Annotated in this window: 18 protein-coding genes; 8 read left to right on the top strand and 10 right to left on the bottom strand. The window is 59.9% G+C overall.

Annotated elements, in window-relative coordinates:
- Positions 1-22: 22 nt before the first annotated feature.
- The 4 genes from PH605_RS10210 to PH605_RS10195 form a co-directional block, all read right to left on the bottom strand.
- Positions 23-1,084: an ABC transporter ATP-binding protein gene (locus PH605_RS10210; RefSeq protein ID WP_125145427.1), complete on the bottom strand. Its 1,062-nt coding sequence runs from the start codon at positions 1,082-1,084 to the stop codon at positions 23-25.
- Complete coding sequence (locus tag PH605_RS10205; protein WP_142844966.1) at positions 1,081-3,312, bottom strand: ABC transporter permease; 2,232 nt, start codon at positions 3,310-3,312, stop codon at positions 1,081-1,083. Before PH605_RS10205 ends, PH605_RS10210 begins: the two co-directional genes overlap by 4 nt.
- A gap of 85 nt (positions 3,313-3,397) precedes the next feature.
- A complete protein-coding gene (locus PH605_RS10200; protein ID WP_142844967.1) occupies positions 3,398-4,423 on the bottom strand; it encodes an ABC transporter substrate-binding protein in 1,026 nt (341 codons plus the stop codon).
- 114 nt (positions 4,424-4,537) lie between these two features.
- Positions 4,538-5,536 (bottom strand): ABC transporter substrate-binding protein, encoded by a 999-nt coding sequence (locus PH605_RS10195; RefSeq protein ID WP_142845011.1) that lies wholly within the window; start codon positions 5,534-5,536, stop codon positions 4,538-4,540.
- Between the two features lie 239 nt (positions 5,537-5,775).
- Here PH605_RS10195 and PH605_RS10190 point away from each other — a divergent pair, with 239 nt between their 5' ends.
- Positions 5,776-6,510, top strand: coding sequence for a response regulator transcription factor (locus PH605_RS10190; protein ID WP_142844968.1), 735 nt, complete (start codon positions 5,776-5,778; stop codon positions 6,508-6,510).
- On the top strand, positions 6,507-8,612 hold the full coding sequence (locus PH605_RS10185; protein WP_142844969.1) for a sensor histidine kinase: 2,106 nt from the start codon (positions 6,507-6,509) through the stop codon (positions 8,610-8,612). Before PH605_RS10190 ends, PH605_RS10185 begins: the two co-directional genes overlap by 4 nt.
- Here the strand turns inward: PH605_RS10185 and PH605_RS10180 are convergent.
- Positions 8,609-9,943: an aspartate aminotransferase family protein gene (locus PH605_RS10180; RefSeq protein ID WP_142844970.1), complete on the bottom strand. Its 1,335-nt coding sequence runs from the start codon at positions 9,941-9,943 to the stop codon at positions 8,609-8,611. The genes PH605_RS10185 and PH605_RS10180 overlap by 4 nt on opposite strands.
- A 103-nt stretch (positions 9,944-10,046) precedes the next feature.
- Here PH605_RS10180 and PH605_RS10175 point away from each other — a divergent pair, with 103 nt between their 5' ends.
- A complete protein-coding gene (locus tag PH605_RS10175) occupies positions 10,047-10,895 on the top strand; it encodes a LysR family transcriptional regulator (RefSeq protein WP_162856837.1) in 849 nt (282 codons plus the stop codon).
- Between the two features lie 63 nt (positions 10,896-10,958).
- Here PH605_RS10175 and PH605_RS10170 read toward each other — a convergent pair whose 3' ends face one another.
- The 3 genes from PH605_RS10170 to PH605_RS10160 all read right to left on the bottom strand — a co-directional run bounded on the left by PH605_RS10170 (position 10,959) and on the right by PH605_RS10160 (position 13,758).
- Complete coding sequence (locus PH605_RS10170; protein ID WP_237680920.1) at positions 10,959-11,660, bottom strand: L,D-transpeptidase; 702 nt, start codon at positions 11,658-11,660, stop codon at positions 10,959-10,961.
- An 80-nt stretch (positions 11,661-11,740) separates the two neighbouring features.
- A complete protein-coding gene (locus PH605_RS10165) occupies positions 11,741-13,099 on the bottom strand; it encodes an ATP-binding protein (protein WP_142844971.1) in 1,359 nt (452 codons plus the stop codon).
- Positions 13,099-13,758, bottom strand: coding sequence for a response regulator (locus PH605_RS10160; protein ID WP_065656201.1), 660 nt, complete (start codon positions 13,756-13,758; stop codon positions 13,099-13,101). Before PH605_RS10160 ends, PH605_RS10165 begins: the two co-directional genes overlap by 1 nt.
- A 116-nt stretch (positions 13,759-13,874) precedes the next feature.
- Here PH605_RS10160 and dsbD point away from each other — a divergent pair, with 116 nt between their 5' ends.
- Entirely contained in the window at positions 13,875-15,695 is a 1,821-nt protein-coding gene (gene dsbD / locus PH605_RS10155) for a protein-disulfide reductase DsbD (protein ID WP_142844972.1), read from the top strand.
- Between the two features lie 63 nt (positions 15,696-15,758).
- Entirely contained in the window at positions 15,759-16,367 is a 609-nt protein-coding gene (locus PH605_RS10150; RefSeq protein WP_142844973.1) for a DsbA family protein, read from the top strand.
- Positions 16,368-16,575: 208 nt separating this feature from the next.
- Here PH605_RS10150 and PH605_RS10145 read toward each other — a convergent pair whose 3' ends face one another.
- Together PH605_RS10145 and PH605_RS10140 are read right to left on the bottom strand one after the other, a co-directional pair.
- Positions 16,576-17,601 (bottom strand): SAM-dependent methyltransferase, encoded by a 1,026-nt coding sequence (locus PH605_RS10145; protein ID WP_142844974.1) that lies wholly within the window; start codon positions 17,599-17,601, stop codon positions 16,576-16,578.
- Positions 17,598-18,386 carry a DUF1295 domain-containing protein gene (locus PH605_RS10140; protein WP_142844975.1) on the bottom strand — a complete coding sequence of 263 codons (789 nt, stop codon included), beginning with the start codon at positions 18,384-18,386 and terminating at the stop codon, positions 17,598-17,600. The genes PH605_RS10145 and PH605_RS10140 overlap by 4 nt, the downstream gene beginning before the upstream one ends.
- A gap of 192 nt (positions 18,387-18,578) precedes the next feature.
- Between PH605_RS10140 and PH605_RS10135 the strand changes: the two genes are divergently transcribed.
- From PH605_RS10135 to PH605_RS10125, 3 genes are read left to right on the top strand one after another with little or no spacing between them, the layout of a single operon-like run.
- Positions 18,579-19,949 (top strand): NAD(P)/FAD-dependent oxidoreductase, encoded by a 1,371-nt coding sequence (locus tag PH605_RS10135; protein WP_142844976.1) that lies wholly within the window; start codon positions 18,579-18,581, stop codon positions 19,947-19,949.
- Positions 19,946-20,764 (top strand): DUF1365 domain-containing protein, encoded by an 819-nt coding sequence (locus tag PH605_RS10130; RefSeq protein ID WP_142844977.1) that lies wholly within the window; start codon positions 19,946-19,948, stop codon positions 20,762-20,764. Before PH605_RS10135 ends, PH605_RS10130 begins: the two co-directional genes overlap by 4 nt.
- Positions 20,751-21,983 (top strand): SAM-dependent methyltransferase, encoded by a 1,233-nt coding sequence (locus tag PH605_RS10125; protein WP_142844978.1) that lies wholly within the window; start codon positions 20,751-20,753, stop codon positions 21,981-21,983. The genes PH605_RS10130 and PH605_RS10125 overlap by 14 nt, the downstream gene beginning before the upstream one ends.
- Positions 21,984-22,007 lie beyond the last annotated feature (24 nt).

Genomic DNA, 22,007 nt, shown 5'->3' with positions numbered 1-22,007 from the left:
AATCCTGAGGGCAGGAGCGGCTTCAAGCCTGAATCAAGGCAATGCCCCTGTTCTTGAACCCCAGCGTCACATCGCTCGCCGCCGGCAGGCTGGTCTCAACAGCATGGTCGACAATGAAAAGCGTACCGATATCGGTTTCCACCTCATATTCAACGTGACCGCCGAGATAGGCGCTGTGCAGCACCCTTCCGGCAAGCCCCGGCCCGCCAGGTTGCCCGATGGAAATCGAGCCGGGGCGGACCGCAAGCTCTGCGGGACCCGGCCGGGCGTTGCGGGCCGCGACCCGATGATCGATCCCCCCGACGCGGATCAGCGCATCGGCGCCCTCAACGCCAATGACCTCGCAACCGACGACATTCGCCTCACCCATGAAATCGGCGATGAAAGCGGAGGCCGGGGCCTCGTAAAGATCGCGTGGCGCACCCGACTGGGCGATTTCGCCATCCTTCATCACGATGATCCGGTCGGAAACAGCGAGCGCCTCATCCTGATCATGCGTGACATAGACGGCAGTAAAGCCAAGCCGCTGCTGCAATTCGCGGATTTCGGTGCGGACCCGGCGGCGAAGGCGGGCATCGAGGTTGGAAAGCGGCTCGTCCAGCAGCAGCACCTGCGGCTCGAGCACAAGAGCGCGGGCAACCGCCACGCGCTGCTGTTGGCCGCCGGAAAGTTCGGCAGGCAGGCGGTGGCCCATGCCGGCAAGGCCGACGAGCTTCAGCCCCTCTTCCGCCCTTTCCCGCGCTTCCGCCTTGCGCAGCCCGGAGGATTGCAGACCATAGGCGACATTGTCGAGCGCCGTCATATGCGGGAAAAGCGCATAGGACTGGAAGACCATCGAGACATCGCGCTCATTGGCGGGCAGCATGGTCACATCCTTGTCGCCAATGAGAATACGGCCCGAGGTCGGATGCTCGAGGCCCGCCAGCATGCGCAGCGTCGTCGTCTTGCCGCAGCCGGAGGGACCGAGCAGGGTTACAAGCGTGCCGGGCTCGATGGTGAGCGACAGGTCGGGAATGGCGGTGAAGGCGCCGAAGGTCTTGCGGACATTCTGAAAGGTGACGGAGCCGGGCTTTACCGAAATCATGCGGTTTTCTCCTGAGCGAGAGGAACGGAGGAAGCGGAAGGCAGGCCGGCGACGCGGTTTTCGCGCCGCAGGCGACGCTCGCCGACAATGAGCTGGAAGCCTGTGATGACGGTGATCATCACCACGATCAGCATGGAGGAATAGGCAATCGCCACCCCATATTCGCCGTTCTCGACAAGGCCGACGATATAGGAGGTCGCCATGTTGTATTCGGCGCTGACGAGGAAGATGACAGCGCTGATGGAGGTGATGGCGCGCACGAAGGAATAGACCAGTGCGGCCGTGATTGCGGGCCTCAAGAGCGGCAGGATGACCTTGCGGATGGTGCGGAAACTATTGGCCCGCAGCGTCAGCGAGGCTTCGTCGAGGCTCTTGTCCAGCTGGCTCATCGCCGCAATGCCGCCGCGCACGCCGACCGGCATGTTGCGGAACACGAAGCAGGCGATCAGGATGAGCGCCGAGCCGGTCATTTCCACCGGCGGCAGGTTGAAGGCCATGATGTAGCTGACGCCGATGACCGTGCCGGGAATGGCAAAACTCATCATCAGCGCGAATTCGAACAGGTTCCGCCCGGCGAATTTCTGCCGCACGATGATATAGGCGGTCAAAAGACCGACGGCAGCGGTCAGCGGCGCGGAAACCAGTGCGATCTTCATGGTCGTCCAGAACGAATTCCAGGCGACGCCCGTCCAGGCAATCGAGCCATTGGAGAAGCTGACGGAAAAGGCGCGGACGTAGTGGTCGAGCGTCAGGGAATTGTCGAGACCCCATGTCTTCACGAAACCGCCCACAAGGATCATGCCATAAACAACGATGGTGAAGACCATCCACGGCACCACGACGGCGTGAACGCCGATGGACAGGCCGCGCGGCAGCGCGATATGCGCGCCGCTGTCACCCTTGCCTGTCACCGTCGCAAAATTCTTGCCGGCCAGCCAGAAGCGTTGGGCAAGGAAGGCCGAAAGCGTGAAGCACAGGAGGATGATCGCCAGAACCGCAGCACGCGACGGATCGTTCTGCGAGCCGACGACGGCAAAGAAGATTTCCGTCGATAGCACGCCATGGGTGCCGCCAAGCACCAGCGGATTGCCGAAATCCGCCATGCTCTCGATGAAGCCGATCAGAAAGGCATTGGCGAGACCGGGTTTCATCAGCGGCAGCGACACCCGCCAGAAGGTGCGCCAGCGGTCGGCGCGCAGCGTCTGCGAGGCTTCTTCCATCGACGGGCTGACGCCTTCAACCACGCCGATCAGCACCAGAAACGAGATGGGCGTGAAGGAAAGGACCTGCGCGATCCAGATGCCGGTCATGCCATAAAGCCAGCGACCGGGCTCAATGCCGAAGAGATAGGAAAGCCATTCGGTGACGACACCGGCGCGACCGAAAAGCAGTGTCAGGGCAAGGCCGATGACGAAAGGCGGTGTGATGATCGGCAGAACGGTGAGAAGCCGCAGGCCCTTCTTGAAGGGAAAGCGGGTGCGGGTGGCAATCAGCGCGAAGCCGAGACCGAGCACGGTCGAACCGAAGGCCGTCATCAGGGCAAGAAACAGCGTCCGCCAGGCAACGCCACAACGCTCTTCGCCCGCCACGCAACCAAGGCTCCAGATGCCGGGATCCTGAATATTGCGGATGAAGCCATCGGCATTAAAGGAGCCATCGAAATCCTGAACGGAGGCGACCAGCATGCTGCCAATCGGATAAAAGACAAAAACCGTGACGAGGAAAACCAGAACGGAAATGGCACCGACGACGAAGGCGTCGCCTTTCATGACGCCCCGCTCGGCGAGACCGAAGGCGAAAAGCAGCACGAAGACGAACGACATTACGACGGCACCGGCACCCATGGAAGGTTGGCCATCGGCAAGCATGCCGAAGAGGTTTTCGCTCACCGTCCAGCTCCAGCCGCTAAAGCCGATGGCCAGCCCCTGCAAGGCGAGGAAAACGAGCCCGGCAGCGCCGACGGCGGCAAGCAGACCGCCGCGCCGCATCGGATCACGGATGGACCGGAGAAGGCATGCGGCGAGGAAAAAGATAGCAACGCCGACCAGCCATGGTTTTCCATAGGACAATATTTGCAGCACACCGGGCGCATTGCTGGCGGAAGAGAAAAATCCGGAAAGCCAGCGGAAGCTGAAAAAGCCGCCTTCGATGCGATACCAGGGAAGAAGAATGAGGGCAAAAGCCCCGAGCGCCAGGACGATGTCCAGCCTGCGATTGCCACGTGTCATGGCCGACCTCGCTTATTTCATGCCGATGAAAGAGTGGCGGACACCCCGGCTAAAAAAGCCGGGATGCCTGTCGCCGGAGTTAAGATCAGTTGGCGACCGCACCAACTTCGCGGTCCCAGCGCTCCAGAAGCGCCTTGCGCTTGGCCGGGTCGCCATAGGTCTTGAAGTCGTAGTCGATGAGCTTGATGTCTTCGAACTTCGGCGCTTCCTTCGGCACTTCCGCCGTCTTGTTGGAGGGCAGCTGGAAGGACTTGGCATCCTTCATGCGCGACTGCACCTCCGGCGTCAGCGCCCAGTCGTACCAGGTCTTCGCGTTGTCGAGGTTGCGGGCGCCCTTGATGATCGACATGGAGCCGATCTCGTAACCCGTCCCTTCGCAGGGCGCGATGGACTTGACGGGGAAACCTTCCGCAGTCTGCGCCACCGCATCATGCATGAAGACGATGCCGAGCGCCGTTTCGCCGCGTGCCGCCGCCTTGACCGGTGCCGAGCCGGATTTGGTATATTGCGAAATATTGGCGTTGAGCTTCTTCAGATAATCAATCGCCTGATCTTCGCCCATGATCTGCACCAGCGAGGCAAGCGCCGTATAGGCGGTGCCGGACGAATTCGGATTGGCGATCTGGATTTCGCCCTTCAGTTCCGGCGCCAGCAGGTCGGCCCAGCACTTCGGCTCCTTGTAACCCTTGGACTTGAAGATTTCGGTGTTGTAGCCCCAGCCCAGCGCGCCGGCATAAACGCCGACCGTCCTGTAACCGCTGCTTTCCGCCTGCTTCACGGCCCAGTCCTGCAATTGGTCCAGCATCGGTGATTTGTATTCGAGCGTCAGGTTCTCGGACGCCGCCTGCATGTGCGGATCGCCGGTGCCGGCCCACCAGATGTCGGTCTTGGGGTTGCGGGCTTCCGCACGCACTTTGGCATAGGTCTCGCCCGAAGGCAGACGCACCATATTGACCTTGATGTCGTGTGACTTTTCAAAATCGCCCTTCATCTGTTCGCAGATGACGACATCGGCCGAGCAGATCAGGTTGAGTTCGCCCGCCGCCTGCGCGGAAACGGCGCTGAGTGCCGTGCCGGCAAAAAGCAGGGTGGAAAGTATCGTCAGTCGCATCGTTATCCTCCTGTAGTTTGCGTCTGAATTCTTGGGCCGCGCGCAGACATGGCGCTGCCGGTCGCGGCGCTCTGCGGCGCGCGCGCTGTCTTTTTCGGGATGTTGGTTTTGGCCCTACTGGGTCTGGCTCGGGTGGATTTCGCTGTCGAAGCGGCTCAATAGCCGACTTCGCTCTTCCGGCTGTCCGAAGGTGGCAAAATCGTAATCCACCATCTTGATCATCGATATGTCAGGTGCGGTCAGCGGCAATGTCGCCCGGGCGTTGGAAGGCACCTGGTTCTGGCCGGCCGCGGCCCCGGTCGCCTGCCCTTCCGGGCTCAACGCAAATTCCACGAAATCCTGCGCAAGTGCCGTATTGCGGTTGCCCTTGACGATGCTGACCGCCCCGATCTCGTAACCGGTGCCCTCGCAGGGGGCGACGATAACAAGCGGAAACCCTTCGGTCTTCTGCGTCACTGCATCATGCATGAAGGAAATTCCGATCAGGACTTCGCCCCGCGCCGCCGCCTTCACCGGTGCAGCACCCACCTTGGTATAGCCCACGACGTTCTGGTTGAGCTTCGCCACGAACCCGAAAGCTTCCTCCTCGCCGAAGAGCTGGACGAGAGTGGCCAGCATGGTGAAGGCCGTGCCTGAATAGTTCGGATTGCCGGTCAGGATATGGCCGCGATAGACATCCTTCGCCAGATCCTTCCAGCAGGTCGGCGCCGGCAGATTGTTCTTCGCAAGCAGTTCCGAATTATAGGCAAAGCCCAGCGCGCCGGCATAAATTCCCGCAGACCGCGATCCAGACATCACCGAGAAATTCTGCGCCCACGGCAGCAAATCCTGCTGATGGACAGGCCGGTATTCATCCAGCAGCCCTTCAGACCCCGCCTGCAAATGGGTATCGCCAGTACCGCCCCACCAGACATCGACAGTGGGATGGGATCGTTCGGCCCGAATCTGGTCGAGAATTTCGCCGGTGCTCTTGCGCACCATCGAAATCTCGAGACCGGCCCTGGCTTCGAAAGCCCGCTGCATGGTCACGCACCAGGCCTCGTCGACGCCGCAAAGGACGTTCAACTTCGGCTCGGCCATGCCATGCCCTGCGCCGCACAGCCATAAAGCCATGCTCGCCGCAAGTGCGGTCAATGCTTTCAATTAAGCCTCCCTGCCCGGAACCTCCCCGTTCCAGTCTCCACCTACAGCATGTCACATCCTGTCCGCACCGCAATCGAAGAATGGTTACCAATCTTTCACCGCACCGCCGAACAAGATTACAGATATTACAATTATGACAGGGGCGATAACCAGCGAGCCTTTGAAGATCGCCGCCGCAATGCCTATGATGATGGCGGGAGGAAAGTGCAGTGCTTAATCAGAAGGTTCGCATTCTGATCGTCGAGGACGATCCGGATATGGCCGAGCTCATCTCGGACCTCATCGAGGCGGAGGGCTGGCTGCCCACCTGCGCGCGCTCCGCCGAGGAGGCGGACGAGATATTGGCAAGGGACAGGATGCAGCTTGTGCTGGTCGATCACAATCTGCCGGGCACATCCGGACGCACCTTCGCCCAGCGGCTGCGCAGCCAGATCGACATCGGCATCGTCATGGTCACTGCCGCCGGCAGCGCCGCCGACCGGGTTCTCGGGCTTGAGACCGCAGCCGACGATTATGTGGTCAAACCCTTCGAACCCATCGAACTCACGGCCCGGATCAAAGCTGTTCTACGCCGAACGATCCCTTCGCTGAAACAGGAGAAGGACAGCGATCATGGGCGCGGGGCGCTTCGCCTCGGCGACTGGGCAATCGATCTCGATGCACGCCGCGCCGTCTGCCTCGCGGACCGTAGCCGGACACTGACCACCGCCGAATTCGCGCTTCTGGAAATACTGGCGGAAACACCCAACCAGCCCGTCAGCCGCTCCCAGATTCTCGACAGGCTGGGTTCGGAGAGCGACCGTTACATCGACAGAAATGTCGACGTGCTGGTGCTGCGGCTCAGGCGCAAGATCGAGATCAATCCCGACCTGCCGCGCCATATCAAGACGCGGCGCGGCAAGGGTTACGTGCTCCACACCGATGAGGGCGAGCCTTCCCCGTGATCAGCCGCTCCTTCCTTTCCTCCATCGCCTTTCGCCTGCCCTTTGCGATTGTCTTTACCTGCCTCCTCGTCTTCAGCCTTTCCGCCATCGCCATTTATGGCCTGCAGCGCGCCCGCGATGAAATGGCGGCCTATGGGTTGCAGGCCTTTTCAAGCCTCGCCAAGGCGTCGCTGGTCTCGCGGCAGGTCTCCGATCTCGTCTCCAGCGCACCGTTCCTGATGAACGCCGCCTCGCCCTATCGCGTTTCCAGCGAAAGCCGCTCGGTGGTCCAGCAGGTCGATATTTTGCTTAAAATGACAGGACCGGACAGCGGCGAACGGATCACCCGTGGCTTTGCCAGCGAACGCATCGTCGAACTCCTCCAGATCATCCGGGAACAGACGCTCGATCTTGCGAAGGATGCCGATGCGGCACAGGGCCACAAGGCGGAAGCGGCAGCGGCGCTCGGCGAAATCGCCACCGGTCAGGGCATCCTCGATCCGGAACTGCGCCGGCGAATGAACGGCATCGTACAGGCCGCATCCGCATCCGACAGCCTTTTCCAGCTTGGCGAACTGCGCCGCCGCTACGTGGCGGAAACGACGGCGCGCCAGCAGGGCTATCCCGGCGAGCGCCTGCCCGTGGCCGAGCTGCAGCCCTATGAGCGGGTCTTCGAAGCCCAGAGCCGTTACCTTCTGGAAATGTTCGCCATCCGCGCCTCGGTCTCCCGCCTTCACACCGTCTCGCGGGATCTTTCCCATGTGACAGAAACCCAGGGCGATGCGGTTGCGCGCAGCTTGAACGAAGACCTGATTTCGACTTCCGATGCTCTCAACCGGCTGCTGATCATTGTCGCCGTCGCCTCACTTCTGGTTCTCATCGTGGCGATCTTCTCGATCCGCTCGGTAATGCGTGTCTCGCGCGGGATCGTGACGCTCTCCAACGGCATGAATGCCCTTGCCAAGGGGGATAAGGATGTCGGCCCGCCCGCCTATACCGGTCCCGAGACAGAGTTGATCCGGCTGCTCGATGCGTTTCGCGCCTTCCATGACAGCGTCGACCGCGTCTCGCGCCTCAGGCGTACGGCCGAAGCGGCAGCCCGCACCATCCGCTCGACCTTCCGCACCATGAACGAGGGAATTGCGCTCTTCGATCCGGCCGGCCGGCCCATCACCATGAATCGTCGCATCATCGAACTCGTCGGACGCTCCGGCTCATCGCGAAAACTGCCGCTTCGCCGGTTTGTCGAACCGATCCCGGAAATCGACCCGGCTCTGCTGCCCTTCGACGCAGAACCGGGGGAATTGCTCGACCGCGCAGTCCTTCGCCATCGCACAGACGATCAGCGGGTGATTGAAGTATCGATGTCACGCCAGCCGGATGGCGGCATCGTGCTGCTCGCCCGCGATGTGACCGCTCTCGATCGTCAGGAAGCGGAAGCCGTCAAAGCCCAGAGGCTTGATGGCATCATGCGCATGACCCATCAGGTCAGCCACGAGGTGGGCAACATGATCGGCATCATCACCGGCAGTCTAGGACTTCTGGAGCGGGAAGCCGGTTTCAACGATCGCCAGAAGCGGCACATCGCCCGCATCCGCAAGGCGGCGGACCGCGGCCGGTCTCTGGCCAGCAGCATGCTTACCATCGGCAGCCAGCAGCCGATTCATCCAAGCGTCATCAATGTCGCAAGCCTGCTGCGCGGCATGGCCGATATTCTCGAAATCGCCGTCGGCCCTAAATGCCGGATCGCGCTCGATATCGAGGGCGATCTTCCCTCGATACCGCTGGACCCGGCCCTTTTCGAACAATCCATCCTCAATCTCTGCCTGAACGCCGCAGCCGCCATGCCCGATGGCGGCCTGATTTCAATCCAGGCCGCCTCCGGCAAAGATACGCTGGTGATCGCCGTCACCGACGAGGGCATCGGCATGACGCCGGAGGCCGTGGACAAGGCCTTCGAGCCCTATTTCACCACGCGGGGCGACCATGGCGGTGCAGGTCTCGGCCTCGCCATGGTCTACGGTTTCGTGCGCCAGAGCGGCGGCGAAGCGCATATCAGTTCCCGGCCCGGCGAAGGCGCAAGGGTTGAACTGACGTTTCCGGCAAATGCCGGTCACACCTAGCGGGCAAGCTGTGCGGATTCGATCGAATCCGCCAGTATCTCCAGCCCAAGGTCGATTTCCGAATCCGATACCGTCAGCGCCGGCGCAATGCGGAAGACGCCGCCCATGCCGGGCAGCTTGACGATGTTCATGCTGAGGCCGCGCAACATCGCCTCCTGCATGATGCGCGCACCGAGTTCGAAACCGGGGGCTTTCGTATGCCGGTCGGCGACGACTTCAAGTCCGAGCAAAAGCCCGCGCCCGCGCACATCTCCAACGCATTCGAACCGCTGCTGCAGCGAGAGCAGCCCCTCCTTCAAACGGTTCCCGCGGGCAATTGCCTGTTCCACCAGACCATCTCGCGCCACCACATCGAGAACCGTCACGCCGACAGCCGCCGGCAGGGGATCGGAAACATGGGTCGTATAGAACAGGAAACCCCTCTCGAAGGCCTTCTGTTCGACCTCCGCGCTCGTCATCACCGCCGCAAGCGGCAGGCCAGCGCCGAGCGTCTTCGACAGCGTCATGATATCGGGCGTCACACCGTCCCGCTGGAAGGCGAACATATGCCCGGTCCGGCCAACACCGGTCTGGGCTTCATCGAGAATGAGCAGCATGCCGCGCTCCTCGCACTTTTTCTTTAGCGCAGCGAGATAACCGGCCGGCAGTTCGAGGATACCGCCGCTCGACAGGATCGGCTCGGCAATGAAGGCGGCAAGATTGCCGGTCGACTGGCGATCTATCAGTTCGAAAGCATCGTCGAGTTCCGCCTGCCAGTCATTCGATCCATCGGGATTCTTGAAACGCGGACGATAGGCATTCGGCGCGGGAATAACGAGTGAACCGGCCGTGGCCGGGCCATAACCCCTGCGGCCGGCGCTATAGGTGGCGGAGGCCGCAGCGCCGGTCATGCCGTGCCAGCTCTGCGCGAAAGCGACGATCTCATGCCCGCCGGTCACAAGCTTCGCCATGCGGATCGCCGCCTCGTTGGATTCAGCCCCGGTGGTCAGCAATTGCACGCGATCAAGACCCGGCGCGAGCGCCGCCAGCCGCGCCGCCAGGTCGACGACAGGGCGCGACAACATGCCGGAAAAGAGATGGGCGACCGATGCCATCTGCCGGTTGACGGTGGCAACGATATCCGGATGGGTATGCCCGATCAAAGCGCTCATCTGGCCGGAGGTGAAATCGAGAATGGCGCGCCCATCCGCATCGTAGACGAAACTTCCCTCAGCCCGTTCGACGATGATCTCCTCGAAGGCCGGTCCGTAGCGGGTCAGATGTTTATTGGCGGCCTCCCAGAAAGCCGGTTCGTCATTGAGCGAGGCGAAGTTCTTCGCAAGCTTGTCCATGGCATATTCCCCAAGAGTTTATCTTGCGGAAACATAACAACCCATTGCCACCTCAGTCCAATTGATAGTATTTTACTCCGATATCGATAATTTTGATATCGCCATGCTCGACCTTACGCTGCTGAAGAACTTTATCATTGTCGCTCGCGCCGGCTCCATCAGCGTCGCCGCAGCGCAGATCGGACGCACCCAATCCGCGCTCAGCACCCAGATGCAGCGGCTGGAAGAGCTGGTCGGCCATACCCTGCTCCAGCGAACGGGTTCGGGAGTGCGCGTAACTGCGGCGGGCGAGAGACTGCTTGCCCATGCCAGCGCCCTGCTTGCCCGGCATGATGAAATCCTTGCCGATATGGGCGAGGCGACGCTGCAAGGAACCGTGAGCCTTGGCTGCCCTGAAGATTATTCCATCGCCTTCCTGCCGGAACTGCTGAGAGGCTTCTTCGGCACCTACCCGAAAGTCGATCTGCGCATGGTCTGCGCACCCACGACGGAACTGCGCCCCCTCCTACAACGCCGCCAGATCGACATGGCGCTGGTTTCGCAATCCGATCCGGATCACCGCGACGTGCTCCGCAGGGAAAGCTTCGTCTGGGTGGCGGACAGGCCGGAGCCGGATCTCCTCGCCAAGGATGTGCTGCCGCTGGCGCTCTCCGCGCCCGTGACGCTGGATCACCGCGCGGCGTGCGACGCCATGGAAGCCGCCAATCGCCGCTACCGCGTCGCCTTCGCCAGCAACAGCCTTTCCGGCCTCATCGCAATCGCGCGCTCCGGCCACGCCATCAGCGTGCTGACAAGGACAGCCGTTCCAGCCGACCTTCATATCGTCAAAAGCGGGCTACCACCCCTGCCGACGATCGGCATTGCCATCGAGTTTGCCGATACGCAGACATCGTCGGCAGCCAGGGCGCTGGGCGATCACATCCGCACCGTTCTTCCCGGTCTTAGCCTGTAGCGTCAGGTTAATCCGGGCTTCGGAATCGCCTGGAACTTCGCCAGGCTATCAAGCGGCTGCATGCTATCCTTGTACAACGATCCGGGCACCGGGCTTTACCCGGTTGTAGAGGTCGATGATATCCTGATTCAGAAGACGAATGCAGCCGGCCGATACAGCCTTGCCGATTGAGCCTGGATCATTCGTGCCGTGAACACGATAATATGTATCCCTGCCATCCTTATGCATATACAGCGCTCGGGCACCCATCGGGTTCGACGGGCCGCCATCGACTCCATCCTTGTTCGGGCCGTAATGCGCGGGGTTCCTTGCGACCATTTCAGGTGTTGGGATCCAGCGAGGCCAGGCAGCTTTTCGCGCAATAATCGCGTCGCCACCATCGAAGGCGCGCGCAACAGGGCCGACACCCACGGCATATCGGATCGCCTTACCGCCGGGTTGAATCAGATAAAGGAAACGCGCTCGTTGATCGACGATGATCGTACCGGGCTTTTCGTCCGTGGCATAGCTTACGACCTGTCGCACGAAGGCAGGATTCATTTTTCCGGTATTAACGCCGGCAATATGAAAACCGGCATCCGTCTTTTCGCCATACATAAGCACCGGGTCGGTTCCGATTGGGGCTGCCTCCCGATCTTCGACACGCTCATTGGAAGGGCGCGGCGCAGCGCCGGGAATACGGTCGGCATTGCTTGCGCAAGCGGTGAGGAAGATTGTCAACGCGACGGCCATCGGCCTGCGAGGAGAAACAATTAGACGAATCATGGGAGCCTGCTGGAATTGGTTGGAGCCTATAAAACGTGGCTGAAGCTCCAACCTTAAGGCTGCCTTAAACCGTAGTCCGGTCACTCCTGCGGCAGAATAAGCGTCACGACAAAGCCGGAATCAGCCTGACGAAAATCAAGTTCCCCGCCGAGCTTTCGCATCGCCATGTCGACAATCGCCAGGCCAAGGCCGCTGCCCTCGCCATGGGCCGAATGTCCTCGCTTGAACCGCTCCCTCACAGTCGCCTGATCTTCCGGGTTTATGCCCTGCCCTTGATCCGTCACGTCGATTTCGACCTCGGGACCGTTCTTCAGTGCACAAATCTCAACGCTTGAGCCCTCCGGCGAATACTGAATCGCATTCTCGATCACGTTGCGCAGCGCCAGACGCAGGAGATTGACGTTTCTCAAGGTCACCATTTCATCCGGTTGCATGCGAAGCTTCACGGAGATGCCACGCCTGCTGCTCTGGGCTTCAAGATCGGACCGAATGTCCTCCATTATCCCTGCGAGCAGCACCGTCTCGATCCCGTCGCCGCGATCCGCCGAATCGACGAGCGCCAGGTCGATAAGCTGGCGGACAAGACGCCCGGTCCGGTCAACGCTCGTCGAAATATGCGCCAGCGCCTTGTCTCGAACATCATCCTCCTTACTCCGCAGCGCCACCTGAGCCTGGGTCTTCAATCCGGCAAGCGGGGTCTTCAACTCGTGGGCGGCATAGGCGATAAACGTCTTCTCACGCTCACGGGCTGCCTCCACCCGCAGGAAGAGGGAGTTCAGCGATCTAAGCAATGGCTTGATTTCACTGGGCGTGTCCCTGTTTTCGATGGCGTGCAGTTCATCCGCAGACCTCAACCCCAGTGACATAGCGATCCTGTTGAGCGGTCCCAGCCCCTGTCCAACACTCAGCCAGATCAGCACCGCAAGGATCGGCAAAATGGCAACGGCCGGAACGAGCTGCCCCTTGACCACATCGGCAACCAGCCTGTCGCGTATCTCCAGACTGTCGCCCACAAGAACACGGGCATTGAGGTTCGGATTCACAACCGCAAAGACACGCCATCGGACACCATCGACGATGGTTTCGCTAAACCCGTCGCGATTGTCTGTTAGCGATTCACGCGGCGCACTTTCCGACCGGCTGACGAGTTGCCCCTGAAGCGACCATATCTGGCAGGAGAGCTGTCGTCGGTAGTCCCCCTGGAGATCGAACGACGAGGCGGCGTCGGTGGCTTTCGTGTCGTCCACGGCGGCAGCCACATCGATATGGTGATCGGTAAGGAGCGAGCTGACCATGCGGGCGGCTTCCATCAGTCGCGCGTCCAGCACCCGCTCGACCTGATGCTGCACACTGAAATAGGTCCACATGACGGCAAGCAGCCAGAGGGCTCCCGTCGTCGCCAGCAGGATCGCAAAAAGCCGCAAACGGATCGAACGCATCAGGGCATCCCCAATCTGTAGCCAACCCCGCGCACCGTTTCGATGGCGGCACTTCCAAGTTTGGCGCGCAGCTTATGCACATGCACCTCGATCGTATTGCTCTCCACATCCTCCTGCCAGCCGTAGAGACGCTCTTCCAGTGCCTGTTTGGAGTGAATTGCCTGGGGACTTTCCATCAGCGCATGAAGGATCGAGAACTCGCGGCGCGACAGGATTACGGTCGACCCATCCCGAAGAACCTGCATCGAAGCGGGATCCAGCGTCAGCCCTCGCAGGCTGATCTGCGCACTCGCCCGCCCGGCCGCACGGCGCATGATCGCCCGCAGACGGGCGGCAACCTCATCCAGATCGAAAGGTTTGCCAAGATAATCGTCGGCGCCCGCATCCAAACCATCGATGCGGTCTCCAACCTCATCCTTGGCCGTCAGGAGCAGGACGGGAATCCGGTTTCCACTGCGACGCAAGCCGTTCAGGACATCCAGCCCGGAACCGTCCGGCAGCATTCGATCAAGAACGACCGCATCGAAATTATCCGTCGCCAGCGCCTCCGACGCGTCGGCGGCCGTTGTCACGCCGTCCGCGACGAAGCCGCTCAGCTTCAAACCTTCCCGTAACCCGTCGAGCAGGATCGGATCATCTTCGACAATGAGAATTCGCAATCACGCCTCCGCAAGCGGTCCATCCAATCTTGCCATGCGCGCACCAGCTTAAGCCTGCCTTAAGCTCCCGGCGAGATCAGTCCCGGCATGGAAGAATACATGAAAGGATATGCCGGATGCGCATATTGGCGTTCACATTTGTGATCCTGGCGCTTTTCAGGGTCGTCTCCCCGGCGTCCGCGATGGAAACACCACTTGCCATGGACCAGGCGTTCAAGGCAACGGTCGAGCGGGGAAACGACGGCCGCGCCATCATTCGCTGGGCGATCAATGACGGCTATTATCTCTACCGTGACTATCTGAGCGCAGAAGGCGAGGACGGCCGCAAACTGGAAATCCAGTCCCTCCCCGGAGAGATGAAAGAAGACCCCAGTTTCGGCTTTACCGAGATTTTCTACAAGACCGCAACGGCATCGGTCGCCGAAGCGCCGGCAAAATTCCGCCTTACCTATCAGGGTTGCAAGGACAAGGGGCTCTGCTATCCGCCGACCACCAAAACGGTCGATATGGCAAGCCTGACCGTGGGCGCTGAAGGTGTGTTTTCCCAAAACAGCTTCGCCAAAGCCGCACAGGCTTCGGCCGGCGTCTCCATGGACGCCACACAGGAAGGATTTTCACTGGCGGAGGATAACGCGCAGACAGCGGTCGATCTGCTGCTGGCGGATGGCGGATTGATCCTGCTTCTTGCCGGATTTCTCGGTTTCGGATTGCTGCTCGCCTTCACGCCATGCGTTTTCCCGATGTATCCTATCGTTGCGGCCCTGCTCGCCCGGGAAGGGGAAAAATTGACCGCGCGGCGCGGCTTCCTGTTGTCCCTGTCTTATGCGCTTGCGCTTGCATCCGCCTTCGGGCTGATGGGAATGGCCGCCGCATGGTCAGGGCAAAACCTGCAGGTCGCACTGCAGTCGACCTATGCCGTAGCCGCGATATCCACCCTGTTCGCCGTCCTCGCGCTCGCAAATTTCGGCCTTTTCCACATTCAGCTTCCAGCCGTGATCTCTGCCCGGTTCGCGAAATCGCCGCAGGGTGCTAGCACGATTCCCGGCGCGATGCTGCTCGGCTTCTCCTCGGCATTGCTCATCGGACCTTGTGTCACGGCTCCCCTGGCGGGTGCGCTTCTCTACATTGCCCGCACCGGCGATATCGTCATCGGCGCCGCCGCACTATTCGCCCTTGGACTGGGCAAGGGAATTCCCCTCGTCATCATGGCGACCGCAAGCGGCAAGGCGCTGCCGAAAGCAGGGCTGTGGATGGAAAAAGTGCGCCAGATTTTCGGCTTCATGTTTCTGGCCACCGCGCTTTGGCTGGCAACGCCGCTCATGCCGGAACGGCTGACATTGCTCGGATGGGCAATACTTGCCCTTTCCTTCGGCGTTTTTGCCTTCGGTGCAGGGACCGGCGATCCGAAGTCCGGTGTGAGCGTGCTTTCCCGCACCACGGGTCTCGCATCCATCATCTGGGCAATTCTGATCTTCATCGGTCTCGGCATCGGTGCAACGGATCCGCTCTCTCCCCTGAAGCCGCTGAGTTCCGCCAGCGGCTCCGGATCGCTCGCATCGATAAAGAAAAGCGACTTCGAGAAGGTTTCCTCCATCGCAAGCCTGGAAGCCCGGCTCGACAGCTCGCCGCCACAGGAACCGACACTCCTTTATGTCACAGCCGACTGGTGCGTGACCTGCCGCACGATCGAACGCTCACTTTTAACCGCACCCGATGTGGTTGAAGCGTTGAAGGGAGTGAACCTCGTCAGCCTGGACCTGACAAAACTGGACGCGAATAAACAGGCGTTGCTTTCGACATTGAAAGTAGTCGGCCCGCCCACGATGGTTTTTCTCGACAGCAACCGAAACGAGCCGGAAGCAACGCGGCTGATCGGCGAATTCTCGGCCGCAGATCTGGCAGCATCGGCTCGCAGGGCGCAGGGCTCGCGTCCGTGAACGACGTTGCGATCAATCCTGCCGCATTGCCGGCATCCCAATAATCCAACAAGGAGAATTCTGATGTTTTCACGACGCGATTTCATTGCCGGCGGACTGGCGGCTTTTAGCGGAGCGCTGTTGTCTGCAGGAGACGGCTTCGCACAGCAGGTCAGCACGGAGGAGGTGTTCTTCGACAGGGACGCACCCGTGCTTGGAAATCCCAAAGGCAAGGTCACGATTGTCGAATATTTCGATTATCAATGCCCCTATTGCAAGACTTCACATGCCATGGTGAAAAAGGTTGTCGCCAATGACGGCGACGTCAGGCTTGTTTTGAAGGACTGGCCGATCTTTGGTGGCGCATCAGTCTTCGCGGCGCAAGCGGTACTGGGGGCCGCCCAGATCGGTCAATATGAAATCGCCATGGAAGCGCTGATGAAAACAAAGGCGCGTATTTCCGAAAACGATGTCGAAAAGGCTCTGACCGGCGCCGGATTGGCGATGAAAGACATCGCCGCGGCGGTGAACAGCAACAACAGGAAAATCTCCGCGCTGCTCGATCGAAACTATCGCCAGGCGCTCGCCTTCAACTTTGTCGGCACGCCATCCTTCGTCATCGGCAAGACGATCTATCCCGGTGTTCTGGATGAGAAAGGCCTCAAGGCCGCGATTAAACAGGCCCGGTCATAATTCGGAAATCTCGCCCGGAACAACGCCCCTCCCTGTCATCTCGATTGTCAGGGAAGTTGCCAGTGAAATCGTCATAAGGACCTCCTCGATGCCCCGTTAGAATCCTCGCTTCCGGTCTGCACGCCTCACTGAGAGAAAACGTTCGTTTTGGCAAACGTTTCGAGCGCGGTTTTTAGAACGTGACGCCGCCGATTGTGTGGGGGTAACACTAAACCCTCTTAAAAAAGTAGTGTCCCACACCCCACACGTCACCGCCCTCATGCCCGAAAAGCCCGGCGGTCGCCAGGAAGAACAATCGCCATCGCCTTTCCCACAGCCGGGCGTCGGCGCCATAGGTTTGCTGCAGAATGGGTCGGATACGGTCAATTTTTTTGTCGAAATTTTCGAGCCAATCGAGCGCTGTCCGACGATAGTGCGACCCTGACCAGCGCCACTCCTGCTCGACGGTGAAAAGCTGACTGAAGCGATGGGGAAGGTCGAAGGCCGGCATGATGCCGCCGGTGAAGAAGTGCCGGGCGATCCAGTCGGCAGGATTGTTGTGGTCAAAACGATAGGATCGGTCGCGGTGGTTAAACACATGCAGGAAAAACCTGCCGTCCGGCTTCAGCCACGAGTGAACACGCTCGAACAACACGCGCCAATTCGACATATGCTCGAACATTTCCACCGATACGACACGGTCGAATCGATCTCCCGTCGTAAAATCATTCATATCGGCCGTCACGACAGAAAGGTTTGAAAGCCCCCGTTCTCGGGCACGACCGATTATATATTCGCGCTGCGACACGGAATTCGAGACTGACACGATGCGCGCATTTGGGAAGCGGCCGGCCATATAAAGGGATAACGAACCCCATCCGCAGCCGAGTTCCAGAATATCCATGCCGTCCTCAAGGCCGGCATGGGCCGAGGTCTGGGCCAAAGCAACATTTTCAGCTTCATCCAGCGTCGTCGTGGCATCGTCATAATAACAGCAGGAATATTTGCGCTGCTCTCCCAGAACGAGCGCGAAAAATGCCGCTGGCACTTCATAATGCTGTTTGTTTGCATCGTCGGTATGGCTGGCGACGGGAAACTTTACCATATCCGCCGCGAAAACCTCTTCCGCATCCGCTGGAATAGCGGCAAGCCGCCGCTTCGTTCGTGCACAGAGCATATCTATTCCGGCCAGCGTCACGCCGTCGCTGAGCGGCGCGCGCTCGGCGGCGTTGATGGCGAGTGCGAGCATGTTCATGGCCTGTCCTCGTTCTTGCGCGGCCCCGGAAAAAAGGCGTTGACGCGTTTTTGAAGGGCGCGGAATTTTTCCCCGCGCGATTGCAACATATGGTCTTCAAGCGGCGGAATGCCGGAGACATGGACAAGCAGCCAGTACATCATCGCCGGTGCCGCGAGCGATACCCATGACAAGGGCTGCCCCTGAATGGCCAGCAGCGGAAAACCGCACCAGAAAAGCCATTCGAAAAAATAGTTGGGGTGACGGGAATAACGCCACAGGCCGGTTTCGCAGACACTGTTTTTTGCCGCTGCGGTCTTTCTGAATTTCGAGAGCTGGGCGTCGGAGAGCGCTTCGCCTGCCAGCGCGCCAAGGGCAACCACCATGGCGATAACGTCAACCATACGCGGAAACACATGGGTGTTGCTTGCCGCAAGATAGACCGCAAGAACGAGCACGAAAGCGGCGATTGCCTGTATCTGCAGGAAGATGAATAGCCGCAGGGCGGCAGCGCTCCCCCATTGCTCCATAAGCTTTGCATAGCGGGGATCCTCCCCGGCTCCTCGCGTGCGCATGCCGATATGGCCGGCAAGCCGCAGGGACCAGACAACGACCAGGAAAAGTACAGCACCGCGCCGCCAGCCGTCTCCACCAGCGAAAACAACGGCGAAAATTCCGCCAAACCCGACAGTTGCCGCCCAGACCGTGTCGATCCAGCCGCTTGAACCGGTTGCTCTCTGCAACGCCCAAGCACCCGCCATCAGAAGCGACATGAGAATGGCAAGCGCCAGGACTACAGAAAACATCACTAATTCGCTCGCCATTTTGAATGGTTTGAGGTCGGGTTTCGTGATGGCAAATACGAGCGGACCCGCAAAAGAGTTTCAGGCGCCGGACAAAATTTCAAAAAATCGGTGCGCCGGTGAAACTGATCGGGCGGCCTCCTCGTACATGTCGCGGTCCCCAGGACTGGATTGGCAGCGCGATAGCGAGGAAAAATGGTCGACACCGAAGCGAAAAAAGAACAAAGCCGCCGCATCGCCGTCGTCGGAACGGGAATTTCCGGTCTGTCGGCGGCCTGGCTTTTGTCGCAACGACACGATGTAACTGTTTTCGAAGCGGCTGACCGCATCGGAGGCCACACCAATACGGTGACGTTCAGCACAGACCGCGGACAAGTCCATGTCGATACCGGATTCATTGTCTATAACGAGCAGACCTACCCCAATCTCACGGCGCTTTTTAAGCAACTGGGCGTGGCGACCGCAGCTTCGAACATGTCTTTCGCCGTTTCTCTGAATGATGGCGGTTTCGAATATTCCGGCGGAACGGGCCCCGGCCTGCTGGCCCAGAAGTCCAACATCCTGAGGCCACGTTTCTGGGCGATGCTTGCTGACCTTTTGCGCTTTTACCGCAATGCCCCGCGCGACCTGCATTTGATGGGCGATCTGTCTCTCGACGAATATCTCACCCGCAACCGGTACGGTTCAGCGTTCCGCGACGATCATCTTTACCCCATGGCTGCGGCCATCTGGTCCACGCCGGCCATGGAGGTCGGCCGTTATCCGGCGGCGCATTTCATCAAATTCTGCCGCAATCACGGCCTGCTGTTGCTGCGCAATCGGCCGGTCTGGCGCACAGTCGTCGGTGGCTCGCGCGAATATGTGAAACGCATTACGGCGCCGTTTGCAGATCGAATTCTCCTCTCGACGCCGGTGAAGCGCATCCACCGCCTGCCGGACGGCGTCGAAATCACCACTGCGGACGGCAAAGCCGTGCGCTTCGATGATGTGGTGATAGCAACCCATGCGGATCAGGCGCTCGACATGCTCGCCGATGCAACACGCACCGAACGGCGCATTCTTGGCGCTTTTGCCTACACCCAAAACCGCGCCGTGCTTCACACCGACAGCCGTTTCATGCCGCGCCGCCGCGCTGCCTGGTCAAGCTGGAACTATGTGGCCGACACGCGCATTAAAACGAGCCTGCCGAGCATTACCTACTGGATGAACAGACTTCAGCCGCTGGGTGAAACCCCGGACATTTTCGTAACGCTGAACCCGGAGCGAGAACCGGATCAAGGAAAAATCATCGCCGAGGAAACCTATCACCATCCGGTTTTTGATGCTGGCACCGAACAGGCGCGTCAGGAGCTATGGGCCCTGCAGGGTCTGCGAAACACCTGGTTCTGCGGCGCTTATTTCGGATCCGGTTTTCATGAAGATGGTCTTCAGGCCGGCCTTGCCGTCGCCGAAGATCTTGGCGGCGTATCCCGTCCATGGAAGGTTGCTGACGACAACGGCCGGATCATCCGCCTGGATTTGGCGACGATTGCGACAGACACGGAAATCATGGAGGCGATGGCATGACGCCTCCCCTCACCTCGGCGCTTTTTCCCGGCCATGTAACGCATGCGCGCTTGAAGCCGAAAACCCATAAGCTCGCCTACCGGATTTATTCGCTGCTCCTCGACCTCGATGAGTTGAACGTGCTCGACCGGAAATTGCGATTTTTCTCCGTAGACCGGTTCAACCTGTTCTCGTTTCACAGCAGGGACCGCGGCAACCGCAGCGCCATCGGGCTGCGCCAGCAGATCGAGGCAGCCATGACGGCGGCAGGCATGGCAGTGGACGGAGGCCCGATACGTCTGCTCACCATGCCGCGCCTGCTTGGGTGGGCCTTCAACCCACTCAGTGTCTTCTTCTGCTACGGGCGCGACTTGTCGCTCAAAGCTATCCTCTGGGAGGTGGACAACACGTTTGGCGAGAGACACTCATACCTGATCCCGGTGGAAGCCGGCAAATCGACCGAGATCGTCCAGCAATGCGACAAGGCCTTTTATGTCTCTCCATTCATGGACATGGATCTCCACTATGTTTTCCGCGTCGCCCCGCCGGGCGACAGGCTGAAAATCGTCATCGATACTTTCGACAAGGACGGCCTGATCCTGACCGCCCGGCATCTGGCCCGGCGTGTCGAATTGACGGACGGTGCGCTTCTGAAAGCTTTCTTCGCCATTCCCCTCCTGACGCTCAAGGTCATTCTGGGCATTCATTGGGAGGCCCTGAAAATTTGGCTGAAAGGCGTGCAGTTCAGAAAACGGCCGCTGCCGCCTGCCGGTCCAGTCTCCTTCCATCATCCTTCATCGTCGCAAATCGAGGCCAAAATTCATGACCCCGTTTGACAATCTCACGGAATTATCGGCGAAGAATACGCGCCTGAACGACCGCATCAGCCCAGGCATGTGGCTCATCAACCGGCTGTTGAGCAATATCGACAGGGGAAGATTACATGTCATTCTTCCCGGCGGCGGCATCATTGAAAGATCCGGCGCAACGAATGGCAGCGAGGCGATCCTTGTCCTGCATAGCTGGCGCGCGATCCGGCGAATGCTGCTGAACGGCGACATCGGCTTTGCCGAGGGTTTCATCGAAGGCGACTGGACCACACCAGATCTGACGGCGCTGATCCGCTTTGCGGCCCAAAATCGCGAGGCGTTCGCAAGGTCAATGCGCGGCAGCCTGCCGATGCGCCTTCTCAACCGCACTGCGCACGGGTTGAATGCCAATACCAGACGCGGCAGCCGCCGCAATATCGAAGCGCATTATGATCTCGGCAACGAGTTTTACCGGCAGTGGCTTGATCCCTCCATGCTGTATTCTTCGGCGATTTTCGATGACACGACGTCTACGCTCGAAGCCGCACAACTGAAAAAACTGGAACGTATCGTCGATAAACTGCAATTGAGCGGCGGCGAGAACATATTGGAGATCGGCTGCGGCTGGGGCGCACTCGCCATTCACCTTGCCACGCAGGCCAAAGCCAACGTCACCGGCATCACTCTCTCCCCCTCCCAGTTAAAATGGGCAAAAAATGCGGTGGAAAAAGCCGGCAGCACAGACCGCATCGATCTGAGGCTGCAGGATTACCGCGACCTGAACGGCCAATTCGACAGGATTGTCTCCGTCGAGATGTTCGAAGCAGTCGGCGAGGCCTATTGGCCGAGCTATTTCGAAACGCTGAAAAGATGCCTGAAACCGGGCGGCAGTGCGGTGCTGCAAATCATTTCGATTGAAGAAAGCCGCTTCGATACATATCGGCGCAAAGCGGATTTCATTCAGAAATACGTCTTTCCCGGCGGCTTTCTGCCCTCAGATGCCGCGCTCGAAAAAGCGGTCGACAAAACCGGCCTTAAGCTCACCGATAAGGAACTTTTCGGCCAGTCCTACGCGCTCACGCTCGCCGAGTGGCGCCAGCGTTTTCATGCGCGGTGGCAGGCGATTTCCCTGCTCGGCTTCGATGACCGCTTTCGACGGCTTTGGGATTATTACCTTTGCTATTGCGAGGCGGGCTTTGCCGAAGGGAGCATAAATGTGGGCTTCTACACGATCGAACACAGATAAGGCGGGACCAAACTGCGGAGAGAG

It is taken from the genome of Agrobacterium sp. CFBP 3001 (assembly GCF_027871605.1).
Taxonomy (GTDB): domain Bacteria; phylum Pseudomonadota; class Alphaproteobacteria; order Rhizobiales; family Rhizobiaceae; genus Agrobacterium; species Agrobacterium leguminum.
Note: the sequence above shows the minus strand (reverse complement) of the source record. Positions and strands in the feature narration are given on the sequence as shown.

Coding starts and splice junctions, on each gene's coding strand:
- PH605_RS10210 (WP_125145427.1), bottom strand. CDS start 1,084: ATGATTTCGGTAAAGCCCGGCTCCGTCACCTTTCAGAATGTCCGCAAG.
- PH605_RS10205 (WP_142844966.1), bottom strand. CDS start 3,312: ATGACACGTGGCAATCGCAGGCTGGACATCGTCCTGGCGCTCGGGGCT.
- PH605_RS10200 (WP_142844967.1), bottom strand. CDS start 4,423: ATGCGACTGACGATACTTTCCACCCTGCTTTTTGCCGGCACGGCACTC.
- PH605_RS10195 (WP_142845011.1), bottom strand. CDS start 5,536: ATGGCTTTATGGCTGTGCGGCGCAGGGCATGGCATGGCCGAGCCGAAG.
- PH605_RS10180 (WP_142844970.1), bottom strand. CDS start 9,943: ATGGACAAGCTTGCGAAGAACTTCGCCTCGCTCAATGACGAACCGGCT.
- PH605_RS10175 (WP_162856837.1), top strand. CDS start 10,047: ATGCTCGACCTTACGCTGCTGAAGAACTTTATCATTGTCGCTCGCGCC.
- PH605_RS10170 (WP_237680920.1), bottom strand. CDS start 11,660: ATGATTCGTCTAATTGTTTCTCCTCGCAGGCCGATGGCCGTCGCGTTG.
- PH605_RS10165 (WP_142844971.1), bottom strand. CDS start 13,099: ATGCGTTCGATCCGTTTGCGGCTTTTTGCGATCCTGCTGGCGACGACG.
- dsbD (WP_142844972.1), top strand. CDS start 13,875: ATGCGCATATTGGCGTTCACATTTGTGATCCTGGCGCTTTTCAGGGTC.
- PH605_RS10150 (WP_142844973.1), top strand. CDS start 15,759: ATGTTTTCACGACGCGATTTCATTGCCGGCGGACTGGCGGCTTTTAGC.
- PH605_RS10145 (WP_142844974.1), bottom strand. CDS start 17,601: ATGAACATGCTCGCACTCGCCATCAACGCCGCCGAGCGCGCGCCGCTC.
- PH605_RS10140 (WP_142844975.1), bottom strand. CDS start 18,386: ATGTTTTCTGTAGTCCTGGCGCTTGCCATTCTCATGTCGCTTCTGATG.
- PH605_RS10135 (WP_142844976.1), top strand. CDS start 18,579: ATGGTCGACACCGAAGCGAAAAAAGAACAAAGCCGCCGCATCGCCGTC.
- PH605_RS10130 (WP_142844977.1), top strand. CDS start 19,946: ATGACGCCTCCCCTCACCTCGGCGCTTTTTCCCGGCCATGTAACGCAT.
- PH605_RS10125 (WP_142844978.1), top strand. CDS start 20,751: ATGACCCCGTTTGACAATCTCACGGAATTATCGGCGAAGAATACGCGC.